General features: G+C 63.1%; 15 protein-coding genes. 11 read left to right on the plus strand and 4 right to left on the minus strand.

Annotated elements, in window-relative coordinates:
• Window positions 1-10 precede the first annotated feature (10 nt).
• Window positions 11-631 (plus strand): guanylate kinase, encoded by a 621-nt coding sequence (gene gmk / locus AC3RCM_RS26935; RefSeq protein WP_010955795.1) that lies wholly within the window; start codon window positions 11-13, stop codon window positions 629-631.
• Between the two features lie 131 nt (window positions 632-762).
• On the opposite strand, the gene AC3RCM_RS26940 is transcribed toward gmk, so the two are convergent.
• The 3 genes from AC3RCM_RS26940 to AC3RCM_RS26950 form a co-directional block, all read right to left on the minus strand.
• Entirely contained in the window at window positions 763-2,304 is a 1,542-nt protein-coding gene (locus tag AC3RCM_RS26940) for an APC family permease (protein WP_014592854.1), read from the minus strand.
• A gap of 119 nt (window positions 2,305-2,423) precedes the next feature.
• Window positions 2,424-3,191 (minus strand): gamma-glutamyl-gamma-aminobutyrate hydrolase family protein, encoded by a 768-nt coding sequence (locus AC3RCM_RS26945; RefSeq protein ID WP_020192234.1) that lies wholly within the window; start codon window positions 3,189-3,191, stop codon window positions 2,424-2,426.
• A gap of 4 nt (window positions 3,192-3,195) precedes the next feature.
• Entirely contained in the window at window positions 3,196-4,578 is a 1,383-nt protein-coding gene (locus AC3RCM_RS26950; protein WP_064493085.1) for a glutamine synthetase family protein, read from the minus strand.
• 205 nt (window positions 4,579-4,783) lie between these two features.
• Here AC3RCM_RS26950 and AC3RCM_RS26955 point away from each other — a divergent pair, with 205 nt between their 5' ends.
• The 5 genes from AC3RCM_RS26955 to AC3RCM_RS26975 all read left to right on the plus strand — a co-directional run bounded on the left by AC3RCM_RS26955 (window position 4,784) and on the right by AC3RCM_RS26975 (window position 9,520).
• Window positions 4,784-5,656 carry a LysR family transcriptional regulator gene (locus tag AC3RCM_RS26955; protein ID WP_003253385.1) on the plus strand — a complete coding sequence of 291 codons (873 nt, stop codon included), beginning with the start codon at window positions 4,784-4,786 and terminating at the stop codon, window positions 5,654-5,656.
• 240 nt (window positions 5,657-5,896) lie between these two features.
• Complete coding sequence (gene rpoZ, locus AC3RCM_RS26960; protein ID WP_003253383.1) at window positions 5,897-6,160, plus strand: DNA-directed RNA polymerase subunit omega; 264 nt, start codon at window positions 5,897-5,899, stop codon at window positions 6,158-6,160.
• A gap of 59 nt (window positions 6,161-6,219) precedes the next feature.
• The gene (gene spoT, locus AC3RCM_RS26965) at window positions 6,220-8,328 is read left to right on the plus strand and encodes a bifunctional GTP diphosphokinase/guanosine-3',5'-bis pyrophosphate 3'-pyrophosphohydrolase (RefSeq protein ID WP_010955800.1); all 2,109 of its coding nucleotides are present in this window, start codon (window positions 6,220-6,222) and stop codon (window positions 8,326-8,328) included.
• Window positions 8,329-8,351: 23 nt separating this feature from the next.
• Window positions 8,352-8,732: a RidA family protein gene (locus tag AC3RCM_RS26970; protein ID WP_009684531.1), complete on the plus strand. Its 381-nt coding sequence runs from the start codon at window positions 8,352-8,354 to the stop codon at window positions 8,730-8,732.
• A 56-nt stretch (window positions 8,733-8,788) separates the two neighbouring features.
• Entirely contained in the window at window positions 8,789-9,520 is a 732-nt protein-coding gene (locus AC3RCM_RS26975) for a lipoprotein (protein ID WP_010955801.1), read from the plus strand.
• 169 nt (window positions 9,521-9,689) lie between these two features.
• Here the strand turns inward: AC3RCM_RS26975 and AC3RCM_RS26980 are convergent, their stop codons facing one another.
• Complete coding sequence (locus AC3RCM_RS26980; protein ID WP_492629284.1) at window positions 9,690-10,547, minus strand: NAD-dependent epimerase/dehydratase family protein; 858 nt, start codon at window positions 10,545-10,547, stop codon at window positions 9,690-9,692.
• A 189-nt stretch (window positions 10,548-10,736) separates the two neighbouring features.
• On the opposite strand from AC3RCM_RS26980, the gene exbB reads away from it, so the two are divergent.
• The 5 genes from exbB (at window position 10,737) to recG (ending at window position 15,962) form a co-directional block, all read left to right on the plus strand.
• Complete coding sequence (exbB, locus tag AC3RCM_RS26985) at window positions 10,737-11,699, plus strand: tonB-system energizer ExbB (protein ID WP_020192139.1); 963 nt, start codon at window positions 10,737-10,739, stop codon at window positions 11,697-11,699.
• Between the two features lie 3 nt (window positions 11,700-11,702).
• The gene (gene exbD / locus AC3RCM_RS26990) at window positions 11,703-12,131 is read left to right on the plus strand and encodes a TonB system transport protein ExbD (RefSeq protein WP_003253367.1); all 429 of its coding nucleotides are present in this window, start codon (window positions 11,703-11,705) and stop codon (window positions 12,129-12,131) included.
• Window positions 12,128-12,859, plus strand: coding sequence for an energy transducer TonB (locus AC3RCM_RS26995; protein WP_010955804.1), 732 nt, complete (start codon window positions 12,128-12,130; stop codon window positions 12,857-12,859). Before exbD ends, AC3RCM_RS26995 begins: the two co-directional genes overlap by 4 nt.
• 94 nt (window positions 12,860-12,953) lie before the next feature.
• Window positions 12,954-13,880, plus strand: a complete 927-nt coding sequence (locus tag AC3RCM_RS27000; RefSeq protein ID WP_003253362.1) for a hydrogen peroxide-inducible genes activator — start codon at window positions 12,954-12,956, stop codon at window positions 13,878-13,880.
• Window positions 13,881-13,883: 3 nt separating this feature from the next.
• The gene (gene recG, locus AC3RCM_RS27005; RefSeq protein ID WP_492629285.1) at window positions 13,884-15,962 is read left to right on the plus strand and encodes an ATP-dependent DNA helicase RecG; all 2,079 of its coding nucleotides are present in this window, start codon (window positions 13,884-13,886) and stop codon (window positions 15,960-15,962) included.
• The last annotated feature ends 10 nt before the right edge of the window (window positions 15,963-15,972 follow it).

Consider the following 15,972-nt stretch of genomic DNA (forward strand, 5'->3'; position numbering starts at 1 on the left):
CACCCCGACCATGAACCACAGCAGCGGCACCCTCTACATCGTTTCGGCCCCTTCGGGTGCCGGCAAGACCAGCCTGGTCACCGCCCTGACCAAAGACGACCAGCAGATCCGCGTCTCGGTCTCGCACACCACTCGCGCCATGCGCCCGGGCGAGCAGCACGGGGTGAACTATCACTTCGTCGTCCACGAGGAATTCAAGGCGCTGATCGCGCAAGGTGACTTTCTGGAGCATGCCGAAGTGTTCGGCAACTTCTACGGCACTTCACGCAGCGCGCTGCAGCAGACCCTGGACCAGGGCTACGACCTGATTCTGGAAATCGACTGGCAAGGTGCACAGCAAGTGCGCAAGCTGATGCCACAGGCGCTGTCGGTGTTCATCCTGCCTCCAAGCCAGGAGGCGCTTCGCCACCGCCTGGACGGACGCGGGCAGGACAGCGAAGAGATCATTGCCGGGCGCATGAAGGAAGCGGTCAGCGAGATGGTGCACTACGACGAGTATGACTACGTCATCATCAATGATGATTTCGACACGGCGCTGGCAGACTTGAAAGCAGTGTTCCGCTCGAATCGGCTGCTGCTGAAGAAGCAGCAGCAGCGTCATGCGGCATTGCTCAAGCAAATGATCGGCTGAAGATCGATGGGGCTGCATTGCAGCCCTTCGCGGGCACGCCCGCTCCCACGGATTGATCACTGCCTTGAGGCTTGTGCCGCACCTGTGGGAGCGGGCGTGCCCGCGAAGGGCCGCAGAGCGGCCCCAATGGTTTAGTCCTGCAGCGGCAAGGTAGCCTGCTGACGCAGGGTAGCCCCGAGGAAGTACGCCGGCGCACGCATGCGCGACAGCATCATCAGGCCGATGCCAAGCACCGAGATGATCGCGGCAATCACGAACACCAGCCCCAACCCGCCCACATGCGAGCCGCTGCCAAAGTCCGGCGAAGCACTGTCGATGGCGGTGCGCACGAAGATCACCGACAAGATAACACCCCCCACCAGCGGGCACAGGCCGCGCATGATGAAGTGGCGCAGGCTGTCGAACAGGCTGCCGCGGAAATACCAGACGCAGGCAAACGCGGTCAGCGAATAGTAGAAGCAGATCATCATGCCCAACGCCGTGATGGTATCTGCCAGCACGTTCTCGCTCAGCGTACGCATGGTCACGTAGAACAGGCCTGCGGCCAGGCCGGCGCAGATGGTGGCATAGCGCGGCGTTTGCGAGCGCGGGCAGACGCTGGCGAACTTCTGCGGTACCGCACCGTAATAACCCATGGCCAACAGGGTGCGCGCCGGCGCCACGAAGGTGGACTGCAGCGACGCCGCCGTACTGGCCAGCACGGCGATGGACATCAGGATCGCCAGCGGCCCCATGACCGGGCCGGCCAGGTGGGCAAAGACGTTCTCCTGGATGCGCGGGTTGTTCAGGCCCAGACCCGTTTCGCTGATACCGGCAAACTGCAGGGTGGCGATCGCGGTGAACAGGTACAGGCCGAGAATCAACATCACGGTCCAGGTAGCGGCCTTGCCCGGCACCTCTTCGCTGCCCACCGACTCTTCACTGACGGTCAGACAAGTGTCCCAGCCCCAGAAGATGAAGATCGACAATGACAGGCCAGCGGCAAAGGCCGAGAACGACTCGACACCGAATGGGTTGAACCAGGCGAAATCGAACGCCAGCGGTGGCGGCGCGGTGGTGCCGCCGAAAGCGGCGAACGCAAAGCCGATCAACACCAACAGCTGCAGGGCCACCAAGCCGTACTGCACGGTCATTGTGGTGGCGATACCCCGACAGCAGATCCACACTGCCAGGCCAATGAACACGCAACAGGTAACGATGTTGATCAACAGATTGTCGGCCAACGCTGCCAGCTCATGCTTGCCGGTGATCTGGCCAAGGAACAGGTAGAAGAAATCCACCGCCACACCTGCCAGGTTCGACAGCACGATCGTGGTGGCAACCACCAGTCCCCAGCCGCCGATCCAGCCGATCATCGGGCCGAATGCACGCGCCGACCAGGTAAACGAAGTACCGCTGTCAGGCTCCGCCGAGTTCAGCTCGCGATAGCCCAGGGCCACCAGCAGCATCGGCAAGAAGCCCACGATGAACACGGCCGGCAGGTGGGCGCCCACCTCACGCACGGTAGGGCCAAGGGCGCCGGTCAGGGTATAGACCGGGGCGATGGTGGAAATGCCCAGCACCACGCTGGCCAGCAGCCCCAAGCGACCCTTGGCCAGGCCTTTGCTGCGCTGAGTGTTGCCCGCGTCGGCCGCCACATCGGGTGGGCGGCCGGCTTCTGTGTAATTGCTCATGAGTATTTGCCGTAAATTTTGGAATTGTTTTAACAAGCCTTGGGTACAAGGCTCGCTTTCACTCATTGAAAGCTTGCTATCGGGGACGAGTCATCCGAGACCTTCGGCTGACGTCAGAATCATTCCTGCCGTAAGCCCTCCCGTGCTGCGTAGGCATTGCAGGCCTCGCGAAACGCCTGAAACAGACGCAGCGAAACCGGGTTTTCGTTGAAGCGCCACTCCGGGTGCCACTGCACCCCAAGCACAAAGCCCGGCGCCGCAGGCATGGACACCGCCTCGATCAGGCCATCCGGGGCCCGTGCCTCGACGCGCAGGCCCGGGGCCAGACGGTCGATGCCCTGGCTGTGCAGCGAATTGACCTCGAACTGCGCCGCCAGGCCCAGGCGCTCGAACAACCCGCCAGGCTCGATACTGACCGAGTGGCGAGGGCTGTATTGCACCTCCAGGGGGGCATCCTCAGGTTCGCGGTGGTCAAGGTAGCCAGGCAGCTCCTGCACACGCTGGTGCAGGCTGCCGCCAAGGGCCACGTTCAGCTCCTGGTAGCCTCGGCAGATGCAGAATACGGGCACACCGACGGCAATGGCTGCCTGCAGCAGCGGCAGGGTCAGGCGATCACGCGCCAGATCATGCCGGGTACCCGCCACACTGGGGGCGCCATTGTAATGATGCGGCTCGATATTTGAAGGCGAGCCGGTAAAAACAATGCCGTGCAGGCGAGCCAGCAGCGCTTGCGTGTCGCTGCCGCCATCACGGGCCGGCAAGATCAGTGGCAAGCCGGCAAAGCCGGCCGCCTCGACATACTTGTCGCCGACCGTGTGCGAGGAGTTCTTCCCTACCTGCTGACGGCAGGCGCTGACACCGATCAAAGGGACCGCATTTGCGCTCATGGGCTTACACCGTGTGCAGGTACCAGTTGTACTCGAGATCGGAAATCGACACTTCGAACTCGGCCAGTTCGCTTTCCTTGCAGGCCACGAAGATATCGATGTAGTCCGGGCTGATGTATTGGTTGAGGACTTCGCTGTCATCCAGCGCGCGCAGGGCATCGCGCAGGTTGTTCGGCAGGCTTTGCTCCAGCTGCTCGTAGGAGTTGCCTTCGATCGGCGCCTCGGGCTCGACCTTGTTGGTCAGGCCATGGTGAACGCCGGCAAGGATCGCCGCGAGCATCAGGTACGGGTTGGCATCGGCGCCGGCTACACGGTGCTCAAGGCGCACGTTTTCGCTGCTGTCGGTGGGCACGCGTACGGCCACGGTGCGGTTGTCCAGGCCCCAGCTCGGCGCATTGGGCACGTAGAACTGCGCACCGAAGCGGCGGTAGGAGTTGATGTTGGGGCACAGGAAGGCCATCGACGCCGGCATGGTTTCCAACACGCCACCGATGGCGTGGCGCAGCGTATCGCTTTGCAGCGGATCGTCACTGGCGAAGATGTTCTTGCCGGTTTTCTTGTCCAGCAATGAAATGTGCACATGCAGGCCGTTGCCTGCCTGGCCCGGGTAGGGCTTGGCCATGAAGGTGGTGTCCATTTCATGGTCGTAGGCGATGTTCTTGATCAGGCGCTTGAGCAGGATCGCGTAATCGCAGGCCTTCAGCGGATCCGCCACGTGGTGCAAGTTGACCTCGAACTGCGCCGGGGCGCTTTCCTTGACGATGGCGTCGGCGGGCAGGCCCTGTTCCTTGGCAGCTTCGAGCATGTCCTGCAAGCAGTCAGCGTACTCGTCGAGGTCGTCGATCAGGTACACCTGGGTCGACTGCGGGCGCTTGCCGGAGATCGGCGAGCGCGGCGGCTGCGGGCGGCCGTTGAGGTTGTCCTGGTCGATCAGGTAGAACTCCAGTTCGAACGCGGCGCAAATATCCAGGCCCAGGTCGTCGAACTTGCTCACCACCTGGCGCAGCACTTCACGCGGGTCGGCGAAGAACGGCTGGCCATCCAGCTCGTGCATGGTCATCAGCAGCTGGGCGGTGGGGCGCTTTTGCCACGGCTCGTCCGACAGCGTGCCGGGGATCGGGAAGCAGATGCGGTCGGCGTCGCCGATGTCCAGGCCAAGGCCGGTGCTTTCGACAGTGGAACCGTTGATATCAAGGGCGAACAGCGATGCGGGCAGGTTGATGCCCTTCTCGTACACCTTGTGCAGGCTGGCCCGCTCGATGCGCTTGCCACGTACCACGCCATTCATGTCGGAGATCAGCAGGTCTACGTACTGCGTGTCCGGATGGGCCTGGAGGAAGTCATTCATCTCGCTGGAAGAACTGGCGCACGGGGTTACCGACGTCATGGTGTACATCCTTTGATGTGCTGCGGCGATGTGGGGATACGGCTGGCGCCTCACGGGCGACGATGGTTGCAGCTGTTGTTGTTTTCACTTTCCCATCGTGGGGACTGGTTACCCGACCGGGCGCATTGATTCCGGGGGGCCGTTTCACTATAAAATGGCCCAGACGCAACAGACATTGGCAATTTGGCAAGCAGAGCGTGCATCAATGCAATATCAGATAACCCACGCAGACCTCTCTCTGGTCCTGGCACTGGAACGTGGCCGCTCGCTGGCCAAAGCCGCCGAACTGCTCAAAGTCGACGTTTCGACCGTGTTCCGCTCGATCCGCCGATTGGAGTCGGCGCTGGGCACCGCCTTGTTCGTCAAGAGCCGAAAGGGCTATCTGCCGACTGACACCGCCCAGGCCTTGGCCGAGCAGGCCGAACGTGCCGAGCAGGCGCTGGAAGCAGCGCGCATTGCCATGACCAGTGGCGAGCAAGTGGTCAGCGGCACGGTGCGCCTGACCTGCACAGAGGCGGTGATGCACAGCCTGTTGCTGCCCGCACTGGCCGAGTTCATGTCCAACTACCCGGCCTTGTCGCTGGAGATGGGCACCTCCAACACCTTCGCCAACCTCAGCCGGCGCGACGCCGACATCGCCCTGCGCCTGACCAATACGCCACCGGAGCACCTGGTGGGCCGCAACCTGGGTTCGACCTCCTATGTGGTCTGCGGCCAGCCACAGTGGCGCGAGCGCCTGAGCGAGTCCCCCGCCAGCGTGCCGTGGATCGCACCAGACGACTCGATGCAGGACCACCCTACGGTGGTCTGGCGCAACCAGCAACACCCGGGCCTGAGCCCGCGCTACCAGTGCAGCAGCATGTCGACCATCGCCCAGTTGGTAATGGCCGGCCTGGGCGTGGCAGCACTGCCGGACTACATGGTGCATGCGCTGCCCGGGGTGGATGCACTCAGCGGCCCCCTGCCCGGCTGCGACACTCAGTTGTGGTTGCTGACCCGGCCGGATTGCCGGGCGTTGCGCTCGGTGCAAACCTTGTTCGAAGAGCTGACCCCGCGGTTGCGTGACGCGATGCTCTGAGGTTATCGTCAGGCTCATGCACTGAGGGTGTCTGTTCCGGCCCTTTCGCGGGTAAACCCGCCGCTACAAGCTACGCGGCCCCTGTAGGAGCGGGTTCACCCGCGAAGAAGGCAGCGCAGGGTTTGCAGCTACCGCCCGGCAAAACAGCGCTTCCCTATTGGCTGGTGAATTTTTATACTATCGAGTCCGCCTGCCCATTAATGGGCTGCACGCCCACCGCAATTGCTACTGAGGAAGACCATGGCCCGCGTAACTGTTGAAGACTGCCTGGAACACGTGGATAACCGCTTTGAGCTGGTCATGCTCTCGACCAAGCGCGCTCGCCAGCTGGCGACCGGCGGCAAAGAGCCACGCGTTGCGTGGGAAAACGACAAGCCAACCGTTGTTGCCCTGCGTGAAATTGCCGAAGGCATCGTCACCAACGAGTTCATCGCCGCTGAAGAGATCGTCACCGAGGATCCGGTGTTCGCCGCGTTCGAGGACGAGAACAACGAGGCTGTCTGATTGATGCCAGGTCGACGTCGTACGGCGCAAGGCCCTCTTCCTCGGCAGGAGGTGAACCCATGCCGGGTATAGAAGCCTTGGCCGAACGGCTTTCGACCTATCTTGGCCCCGAACAGGTCAACCTGGTCCGGCGCGCCTATTTCTACGCCGAACAGGCCCACGATGGGCAACGCCGCCGCAGTGGCGAGCCCTACGTGACCCACCCGCTGGCCGTGGCCAGCATCCTCGCCGACATGCACATGGACCATCAGAGCCTGATGGCGGCCATGCTGCACGATGTGATCGAAGACACCGGCATCGCCAAGGAAGCCCTCAGCCAGCAGTTTGGCGAGACCGTGGCCGAACTGGTCGATGGGGTCAGCAAGCTGACCCAGATGAATTTCGAGACCAAGGCCGAGGCGCAGGCGGAAAACTTCCAGAAGATGGCCATGGCCATGGCCCGCGATATCCGCGTGATCCTGGTCAAGCTGGCCGACCGCCTGCACAACATGCGCACCCTGGAAGTGCTGTCTGGCGAAAAACGCCGGCGCATCGCCAAGGAAACCCTCGAGATCTACGCCCCCATCGCCAACCGCCTGGGGATGCACACCGTGCGCGTAGAGTTCGAAGACCTTGGCTTCAAGGCCATGCACCCGATGCGCTCGTCGCTGATTCATCGAGCAGTGAAGAGCGCGCGCGGCAACCGCAAAGAGATCGTCGCCAAGATCGAGCACTCGCTGGCCAACTGCCTGGCCGCCGACGGCATCGAGGGCGAGGTCAGCGGTCGACAGAAACACCTCTATGGCATCTACAAGAAGATGCGCGGCAAGCGCCGTGCCTTCAACGAGATCATGGACGTGTATGCCTTCCGCATCATCGTCGACAAGGTTGACACCTGTTACCGCGTGCTCGGCGCCGTACACAACCTGTACAAGCCGCTGCCCGGACGCTTCAAGGATTACATCGCGATCCCCAAGGCCAACGGCTACCAGTCGTTGCACACCACTCTGTTCGGCATGCACGGCGTGCCCATCGAAATCCAGATCCGCACACGCGAAATGGAAGAGATGGCCAACAACGGCATCGCCGCGCACTGGCTATACAAGTCAAACGACGACGAGCAGCCCAAGGGCAGCCACGCGCGCGCCCGCCAGTGGGTCAAGGGTATCCTTGAACTGCAGCAACGTGCCGGCAACTCCCTGGAATTCATCGAGAGCGTGAAGATCGACCTGTTCCCGGACGAGGTCTACGTGTTCACGCCCAAAGGCCGGATCATGGAGTTGCCCAAAGGCTCCACGGCCGTCGACTTCGCCTACGCGGTGCACACCGACGTCGGCAACAGTTGCATCGCGTGCCGCATCAACCGCCGCCTGGCGCCGCTGTCCGAACCGCTACAAAGCGGCTCGACAGTGGAAATCGTCAGCGCCCCGGGCGCTCGGCCAAACCCGGCCTGGCTCAACTTTGTGGTCTCGGGCAAGGCGCGCACGAATATCCGCCACGCGCTCAAGCAACAGCGCCGCTCGGAGTCCATCAGCCTGGGCGAACGCTTGCTGAACAAGGTACTCACTGGCTTCGACAGCAGCCTGGAGAAAATCCCCCAGGAACGCATCCAGTCTATTCTCGCCGAGTACCGCCTGGAGCTGATAGAAGACCTGCTCGAAGACATCGGCCTGGGCAACCGCATGGCCTACGTGGTCGCGCGCCGCCTGCTGTCGGCCGAAGGCGAACAGCTGCCGGCGCCAGAAGGCCCGCTGGCGATCCGCGGCACCGAAGGCCTGGTGCTCAGCTACGCCAAGTGCTGCACGCCGATCCCGGGCGACCCGATTGTCGGCCACCTGTCAGCAGGCAAGGGCATGGTCGTGCACCTGGAGAACTGCCGCAACATCAGTGAAATCCGCCACAACCCCGAAAAGTGCGTGCAACTCTCCTGGGCCAAGGACATCACTGGCGAGTTCAATGTCGAACTGCGTGTCGAACTGGAACACCAGCGCGGGCTGATCGCCCTGCTGGCCAGCAGCGTCAACGCCGCCGACGGCAACATTGAGAAGATCAGCATGGACGAACGCGACGGCCGTATCAGCGTGGTCCAACTGGTGGTCAGCGTGCACGACCGCGTGCACCTGGCGCGTGTGATCAAGAAGCTGCGTACCCTGACCGGTGTGGTCCGCATCACCCGCATGCGTACGTAGTCCGCCAACCGCAAGGAGTCATCATGAGCAAAACCGTCATCAACAGCGACAAGGCCCCTGCCGCCATCGGCACCTACTCGCAGGCGATCAAGGCCGGCAACACCGTGTACATGTCGGGCCAGATCCCTCTGGACCCGAAGACCATGGAGCTGGTCGAAGGCTTCGAAGCCCAGACCGTGCAGGTGTTCGAGAACCTCAAGGCCGTGGCTGAAGCTGCTGGCGGTTCGTTCAAGGACATCGTGAAACTGAACATCTTCCTCACCGACCTGAGCCACTTCGCCAAGGTAAACGAGGTGATGGGCCGCTACTTCGAACAGCCCTACCCGGCCCGCGCCGCCATCGGCGTTGCCGCACTGCCGAAAGGCGCCCAGGTCGAAATGGACGCCATCCTGGTCATCGAATGATGCCCTGGTGACGGGCCCTGCCCGTCACCCTCCTTCCTCTGCAAGGTTACCCCGTCATGCGTCAAGCACTGCCCTTCGCGCTGGCAGCCCTGCTACTGGGCGGCTGCACCAGCCACAAACCCGAAGATTTCAACGGCATCTGGATCAACCAGGAAGCCATCACTGCGGCGGTCAAAGCCGGCAGCCTGCGCCAGGCGCTGAATGAGCACGGCCCAGTGTTCGAGTGGAAGCTCGACGTGGCCAATCAGCAAGCTAGCTATAGCAATGGTTTCGAGGCCGCTGACGGCCAGCTGAGCGCCAATGAAAAGCAATGGCAGGCCCGTTTCCAAGGCGGCCAGACCGAGCAGCTTTCGCTCGATGGCGACGAGCTGCTGGCCGTCGACCAGAACGGCACCAAGCAAACCTTTGTGCGCGCCAAGGCGCAGGCTGCAGCCAATGCACCACTGGGCAGCAGCTTCGAGAAAGCGCTTTACCAAGCCTACCTGGGTGGTAACTGGAAGATCGTCGAAGGCCAAGGCAAGGGCGCCAGCGTGCGCTTCAGCGACACCGGCAACGTCACCGGCCTACCCGGACCGGACCGCTTCGCCCTGTGCCTGGCAGGTGATTGCGCGACCATGGGTGGCAACAATGACAGCCTGTGGCTGGAGCGCAACCAGCGTGGTGCACCGTTCATCATCAAGCGCGATGGTGACAAGCTGGAGATTTTCCAGGCAGTGAACCGTGCACAGCCGGATGAAATGCCAGAGCTGGCAGCGGGCAAGCGTCAGTGGACGCTGGAGCGCAGCTGAGATGATGCGCGGTCCCTGTAGGATCGGGTTTACCCGCGAAGAAGACACCGCGGTGGATGGCACGGGCTTCGCCCGTGTTCGCGGGCAAGCCCGCTCCCACAGGGATCGCGCCAGCTTTTAGAAATTGAGCAAGACAGTTGCTCCCACAAGGCATCGCGCCAGTTGCCAGCTAGGCTTTTCCTGCCAGTATCGCGGCGTAGCCTTCCTTGTAGCTCGGATATACCGGCGCCCAGCCCAGCGCCCGCGCCCGGGCATTGCTGCAGCGCTTGCTGCCAGTACGCCGCACCCGCTGCTCATCGGACCATTCGGTAACGCCCATATACGCCCGCAGCCAGGCCACAACATCGGCCAGCGGCGCCGGGTCATCATCGACGCCAATGTAGCAGTCGTCCAGAGCCTTGCCATCAGCATCGGCCTGCAGCAGAAACGCCAGCAGGCTGGCGGCATCTTCGGCATGAATGCGGTTGCCATACAGCGGCGGCTCCTCGGAAACGCGGTAACCCTGACGCACCTGGCTCAGCAACCACTCGCGCCCTGGGCCATAGATACCGGTCAGGCGGACCACGCTCGCCGGGATGCCGCTGGCCAGTGCCAACCGTTCAGCCTCCAGCATCACACGCCCGGAATAGCCCTCGGGCTCGGTGGCAGCGCCCTCAGCTATCCACTCGCCGTCCTTCTGCGCATACACGCTGCTGCTGGAGACGAACAATAGCCGGCGCGGGCGTTGGCCACGCTTGGCCAACCAGGCCAACACATGGCGCAAACCATCGACATAGGCTGCTTGGTAACCCGCCTCATCGTGCTGGCTGGCCGCCACGCAGTACACAAGGTAGTCCAGCGGGCCCTGTGGCCAGGCCTGCGGTATCGACGGTTCGGCCAAATCTGCGGCAACCGGCTGAACCCCTGCGGGCAGCTGACCAACAGAACGGCGCAGGCCGCTCACCTGCCAGCCTTTAGCCAACATCTGCCTGGCCAGACGCCCACCCACATCACCACAACCCACCACCATCACGGAAAGGTCTGACATCTCTAAACTCCCTAGACCAATAGATCAGCCTGGCCACGCTACACGATGGGCGGCTAGACCATAGGCGAAAAAAGCTACAATATTACTTTTGTTAACAAGAATTACTTGCAATAATGGCGGCCAAATTGTTCTCGGCCTACATCGAGGCCTTGGAGAACGTTCACTTTTTCTTCATCAGGTCCGGCCAGCATGACACGTACTCAACCTTCCGCTTCGCCAACCCCGTCGCGCGCCTGGCGCGCCATCGCCGCGCTGACACTCAGCCTGGTGCTGGCCCCGGTGGCCATGGCCGATGAGCCAACCACCAACGCCGCCACACCTGCTGCTGCCACTGCCCCGGCCGCACCTGCTGCTGCCCCGGCGGATGCACCGGCGCCTGATGCCACTGCCAGCAACCCGGCCGCAGCAGACCCGAGCGTTCAAGCCCTGGTCGAAGACACCTCGCTGGGCATGGCCCATGACCTGTCCCCATGGGGCATGTACAAGAACGCCGACATCGTGGTGAAGATCGTCATGATCGGCCTGGCCATCGCCTCCATCATCACCTGGACCATCTGGATTGCCAAAGGCTTCGAGCTGATGGGCGCCAAGCGTCGCCTGCGTGGTGAAATCGCCCAGCTGAAGAAGTCCACCACCCTGAAAGAAGCCAGCGAGGTCACCAACAAGGAAGGCACCCTGGCCCACACCCTGGTCCACGACGCCCTCGAAGAGATGCGTCTTTCGGCTAACGCTCGCGAAAAAGAAGGTATCAAGGAACGCGTCAGCTTCCGTCTGGAGCGACTGGTGCATGCCAGCGGCCGCACCATGAGCAGCGGCACCGGCGTCCTCGCGACCATCGGCTCCACCGCGCCGTTCGTCGGCCTGTTCGGTACCGTATGGGGCATCATGAACAGCTTCATCGGCATCGCCAAGACCCAGACCACCAACCTGGCCGTCGTTGCCCCAGGTATCGCCGAAGCGCTGCTGGCCACTGCTCTGGGCCTGGTCGCGGCAATCCCGGCCGTGGTCATCTACAACGTCTTCGCCCGCTCCATTGCCGGTTACAAGGCGCAGGTGTCCGATGCCTCCGCCCAGGTACTGCTGCTGGTCAGCCGTGATCTGGACCACCAGGGTAGCGAGCGCGCCGCCCCGCACATGGTGAAAGTGGGGTAAGCCATGGGCCTGCATCTCAACGAAGGTGGCGACGACCTCGCCGAAAACCACGAAATCAACGTTACGCCGTTCATCGACGTGATGCTGGTGCTGCTGATCATCTTCATGGTCGCCGCCCCCTTGGCTACGGTCGACATCAAGGTCGACCTGCCGGCCTCAACCGCCAAACCGGCGCCAAGGCCGGAGAAACCGGTGTTCGTCAGCGTCAAGGCCGACCAGAAGCTGTATGTCGGCGACGATCAGGTTGCTGCACCCGATCAGCTTGGCCCGATGCTCGACGCCAAGACCAAGGGTGACAAGGAAACCACCATCTTCTTCCAGGCTGACAAAGGCGTGGATTACGGCGACCTGATGGAAGTGATGAACAACATGCGCGCGGCCGGCTACCTGAAAGTCGGTCTGGTAGGTCTCGAGACGGCAGCCAAGAAATGATGAAAACGCGCTCTAACATGGCGCGCTACGGTGGCAGCCTGGCGATCGTGCTGGGTGTGCACGTGGTCGCCGTGCTGCTGACGCTCAACTGGTCGGTGCCACAGGCCATCGAGCTGCCCCCGGCAGCGATGATGGTCGAACTGGCACCGTTGCCGGAGCCTGCGCCACCACCACCCCCAAAGGCAGCTCCGCAGCCACCGGCCCCGGTCGAGGAACCACCGTTGCCGAAGCTGGCAGAAGCGCCCAAGCCCAAGATCGCCATCCCCAAGCCGCCCAAGCCGAAGGCCAAGCCCCAGCCGCCCAAGCCCGAGAAAAAGCCTGAGCCGCCGAAGGAAGCACCACCCACCGAGCAAACGGTGGACGCACCGCCCAGCAACTCGCCACCGCAGAAGTCCGCGGCACCGGCACCGAGCATTGCGTCCAACAGCAACGCCTTGCCAACCTGGCAGAGCGACCTGCTGCGCCACCTTGCCAAGTACAAGCGTTACCCGGAAGACGCGCGCCGTCGCGGCCTGCAAGGCATGAACCGCCTGCGCTTCGTGGTCGACGCCGAAGGCAAGGTCGTGTCGTACTCCATGGCCGGTGGCTCAGGCAGTGCCGCACTGGACCGGGCGACCCTGGAAATGATCCGTCGGGCCGGCACGGTACCCAAGCCGCCACCCGAGTTGCTGAACAATGGCACGATTGAAGTCGTGGCACCGTTCGTCTACTCACTGGACCGCCGCTAAGACTTTTGCTTCTGTCACAATTCGGCAAGTCTGATAACGTGCGTCTATCGATTGCAGCCGCTATGCTGGGCCCGCAACTTCATGGACGCACGTTATGACCCTTACAGAATTACGCTACATCGTCACACTCGCCCAGGAACAGCACTTCGGCCATGCCGCCGAGCGCTGTCACGTGAGCCAACCCACCCTGTCGGTCGGTGTGAAGAAGCTCGAGGACGAGCTTGGCGTTCTGATCTTCGAGCGCAGCAAAAGCGCAGTACGCCTGACCCCGGTCGGCGAAAACATCGTCGCCCAAGCGCAGAAGGTACTGGAGCAGGCCCAGGGCATTCGCGAGCTGGCCCAGGCCGGCAAGAATCAGCTGACCGCTCCGCTCAAGGTCGGCGCCATCTACACCGTCGGCCCCTACCTGTTCCCGCACCTGATCCCGCAACTGCACCGCGTGGCGCCGCAAATGCCGCTGTACATCGAAGAAAACTTCACCCACGTACTGCGCGAAAAGCTGCGCAACGGCGAACTGGACGCGGTGATCATCGCCCTGCCGTTCAACGAAGCCGACGTGCTGACGCTACCGCTATACGACGAACCGTTCTGCGCCCTGATGCCTGCCGACCACCCATGGACGGCGAAAAAGACCATCGACACCGCCATGCTCAATGACAAGAGCCTGTTGCTGCTTGGTGAGGGCCACTGCTTCCGTGACCAGGTACTGGAAGCCTGCCCTACCCTGAACAAGGGGGGTGAAGGCTCAAGGCACACCACGGTCGAATCCAGCTCGCTGGAAACCATCCGTCACATGGTGGCTTCCGGCCTTGGCGTATCGATCCTGCCGCTGTCGGCAGTGCACAGCCATCACTATGCCCCCGGCGTCATCGAAGTGCGCCCGCTGACGGCACCGGCACCGTTCCGCACGGTAGCCATCGCCTGGCGCGCCAGCTTCCCGCGGCCAAAGGCCATCGAGATCCTAGCCGATTCGATCCGCCTTTGCTCGGTCGCCAAAAACCCTGCGGAACAACCGGCCTGAGTCATGAGTGAGCTGTCGAAGGTCCCGGTCACAGTACTGAAAGGTGTGGGCGAGGCGATGGCGGAGAAACTCGCCAAGGTCGGCCTGGAAAACCTGCAGGACGTGTTGTTCCACCTGCCCCTGCGCTACCAGGACCGCACGCGCGTGGTGCCAATCGGCCAGCTGCGTCCCGGCCAGGATGCGGTTATCGAGGGTGTGGTCAGTGGTGCCGATGTGACCATGGGCAAGCGCCGCAGCCTGGTGGTGCGCCTGGGCGACGGCAGCGGTGTGCTGACATTGCGCTTCTACCACTTCAGCAACGCGCAGAAAGAGGGCCTGAAGCGGGGCACCCACCTGCGCTGCTACGGAGAAGCCCGCCCCGGCGCTTCGGGCCTGGAAATCTACCACCCGGAGTACCGTGCGCTGAACGGCAACGAGCCACCACCACCGGTGGAGCAGACCCTGACGCCAATTTACCCGTCCACCGAAGGCCTTACCCAGCAACGCCTGCGCCTGTTGTGCCAGCAGAGCCTTGCGCTGCTTGGCCCGCGTAGCCTGCCCGACTGGCTGCCTGACGAACTTGCCCGGGACTACCAGCTGGCACCCCTGGACGAAGCCATCCGCTACCTGCACAACCCGCCGGCCGACGCCGACCTCGAAGAGCTTGCCGAAGGCCAGCACTGGGCCCAGCATCGCCTGGCTTTCGAAGAATTGCTGACCCATCAGCTGTCGCAGCAACGCCTGCGCGAAAGCCTGCGCAACCTGCGTGCGCCGGTACTGCCCAGGGCCACGCGCCTGCAGGCGCAATACCTGGCTAACCTGGGCTTCCAGCCGACCGGCGCGCAGCAGCGGGTAGCCAACGAAATTGCCTACGACCTTAGCCAGCACGAACCGATGATGCGTCTGGTGCAGGGCGACGTGGGTGCCGGCAAGACCGTGGTCGCTGCACTGGCGGCGTTGCAGGCGCTGGAGGCGGGCTACCAGGTGGCATTGATGGCACCCACCGAGATCCTCGCCGAGCAGCACTACATTACCTTCAAGCGCTGGCTGGAACCGCTGGGCATCGAAGTCGCCTGGCTAGCCGGAAAACTCAAGGGCAAGGCCCGGGCAGCCTCCCTGGAGCAGATCGCCAACGGCGCACCCATGGTGGTCGGCACCCACGCACTGTTCCAGGAAGAGGTAAGGTTCAAGCACCTGGCCCTTGCGATCATCGACGAACAGCACAGGTTCGGCGTACAGCAACGCCTGGCCCTGCGCAAGAAGGGCGTGGCCGGCGAGCTTTGCCCGCACCAATTGATCATGACCGCCACGCCTATTCCGCGCACCCTGGCCATGAGCGCCTACGCCGACCTGGACACCTCGGTGCTCGACGAATTGCCGCCAGGGCGTACGCCGGTGAACACCGTGCTGGTGGCCGACAGCCGCCGCTTCGAAGTGGTCGAGCGGGTACGCGCCGCCTGCGCCGAGGGGCGCCAGGCCTATTGGGTATGCACGCTGATCGAAGAGTCCGAAGAACTCACCTGCCAGGCCGCCGAAAGCACCTATGAGGAGCTTGGCAGTGCGCTGGGTGAACTGAAGGTGGGGTTGATCCATGGGCGCATGAAACCGGCAGAAAAAGCCGAGATCATGGCCGAGTTCAAGGCTGGCAACCTGCAGCTTCTGGTCGCCACCACGGTCATCGAGGTGGGCGTGGACGTGCCCAACGCCAGCCTGATGATCATCGAGAACCCCGAGCGCCTGGGCCTTGCACAGTTGCACCAGCTGCGAGGCAGGGTTGGCCGGGGCAGCGCCGTGAGCCATTGCGTGCTGCTGTACCACCCGCCGCTGTCGCAGATCGGCCGCGAGCGCTTGGGGATCATGCGAGAGACCAACGACGGCTTCATCATCGCCGAAAAAGACCTTGAACTGCGTGGCCCGGGCGAGATGCTCGGCACCCGCCAGACCGGTCTACTGCAGTTCAAGGTCGCCGACCTGATGCGCGACGCCGACCTGCTGCCGGCCGTGCGCGATGCGGCCCAGGCTCTGGTATCACGCTGGCCGGAACACGTCAGCCCGCTGCTGGACCGCTGGCTGCGCCACGGCCAACAATATGGCCAAGTGTGACGCTAGTCCC

It is taken from the genome of Pseudomonas sp. GW823-FHT05G12, assembly GCF_058795575.1.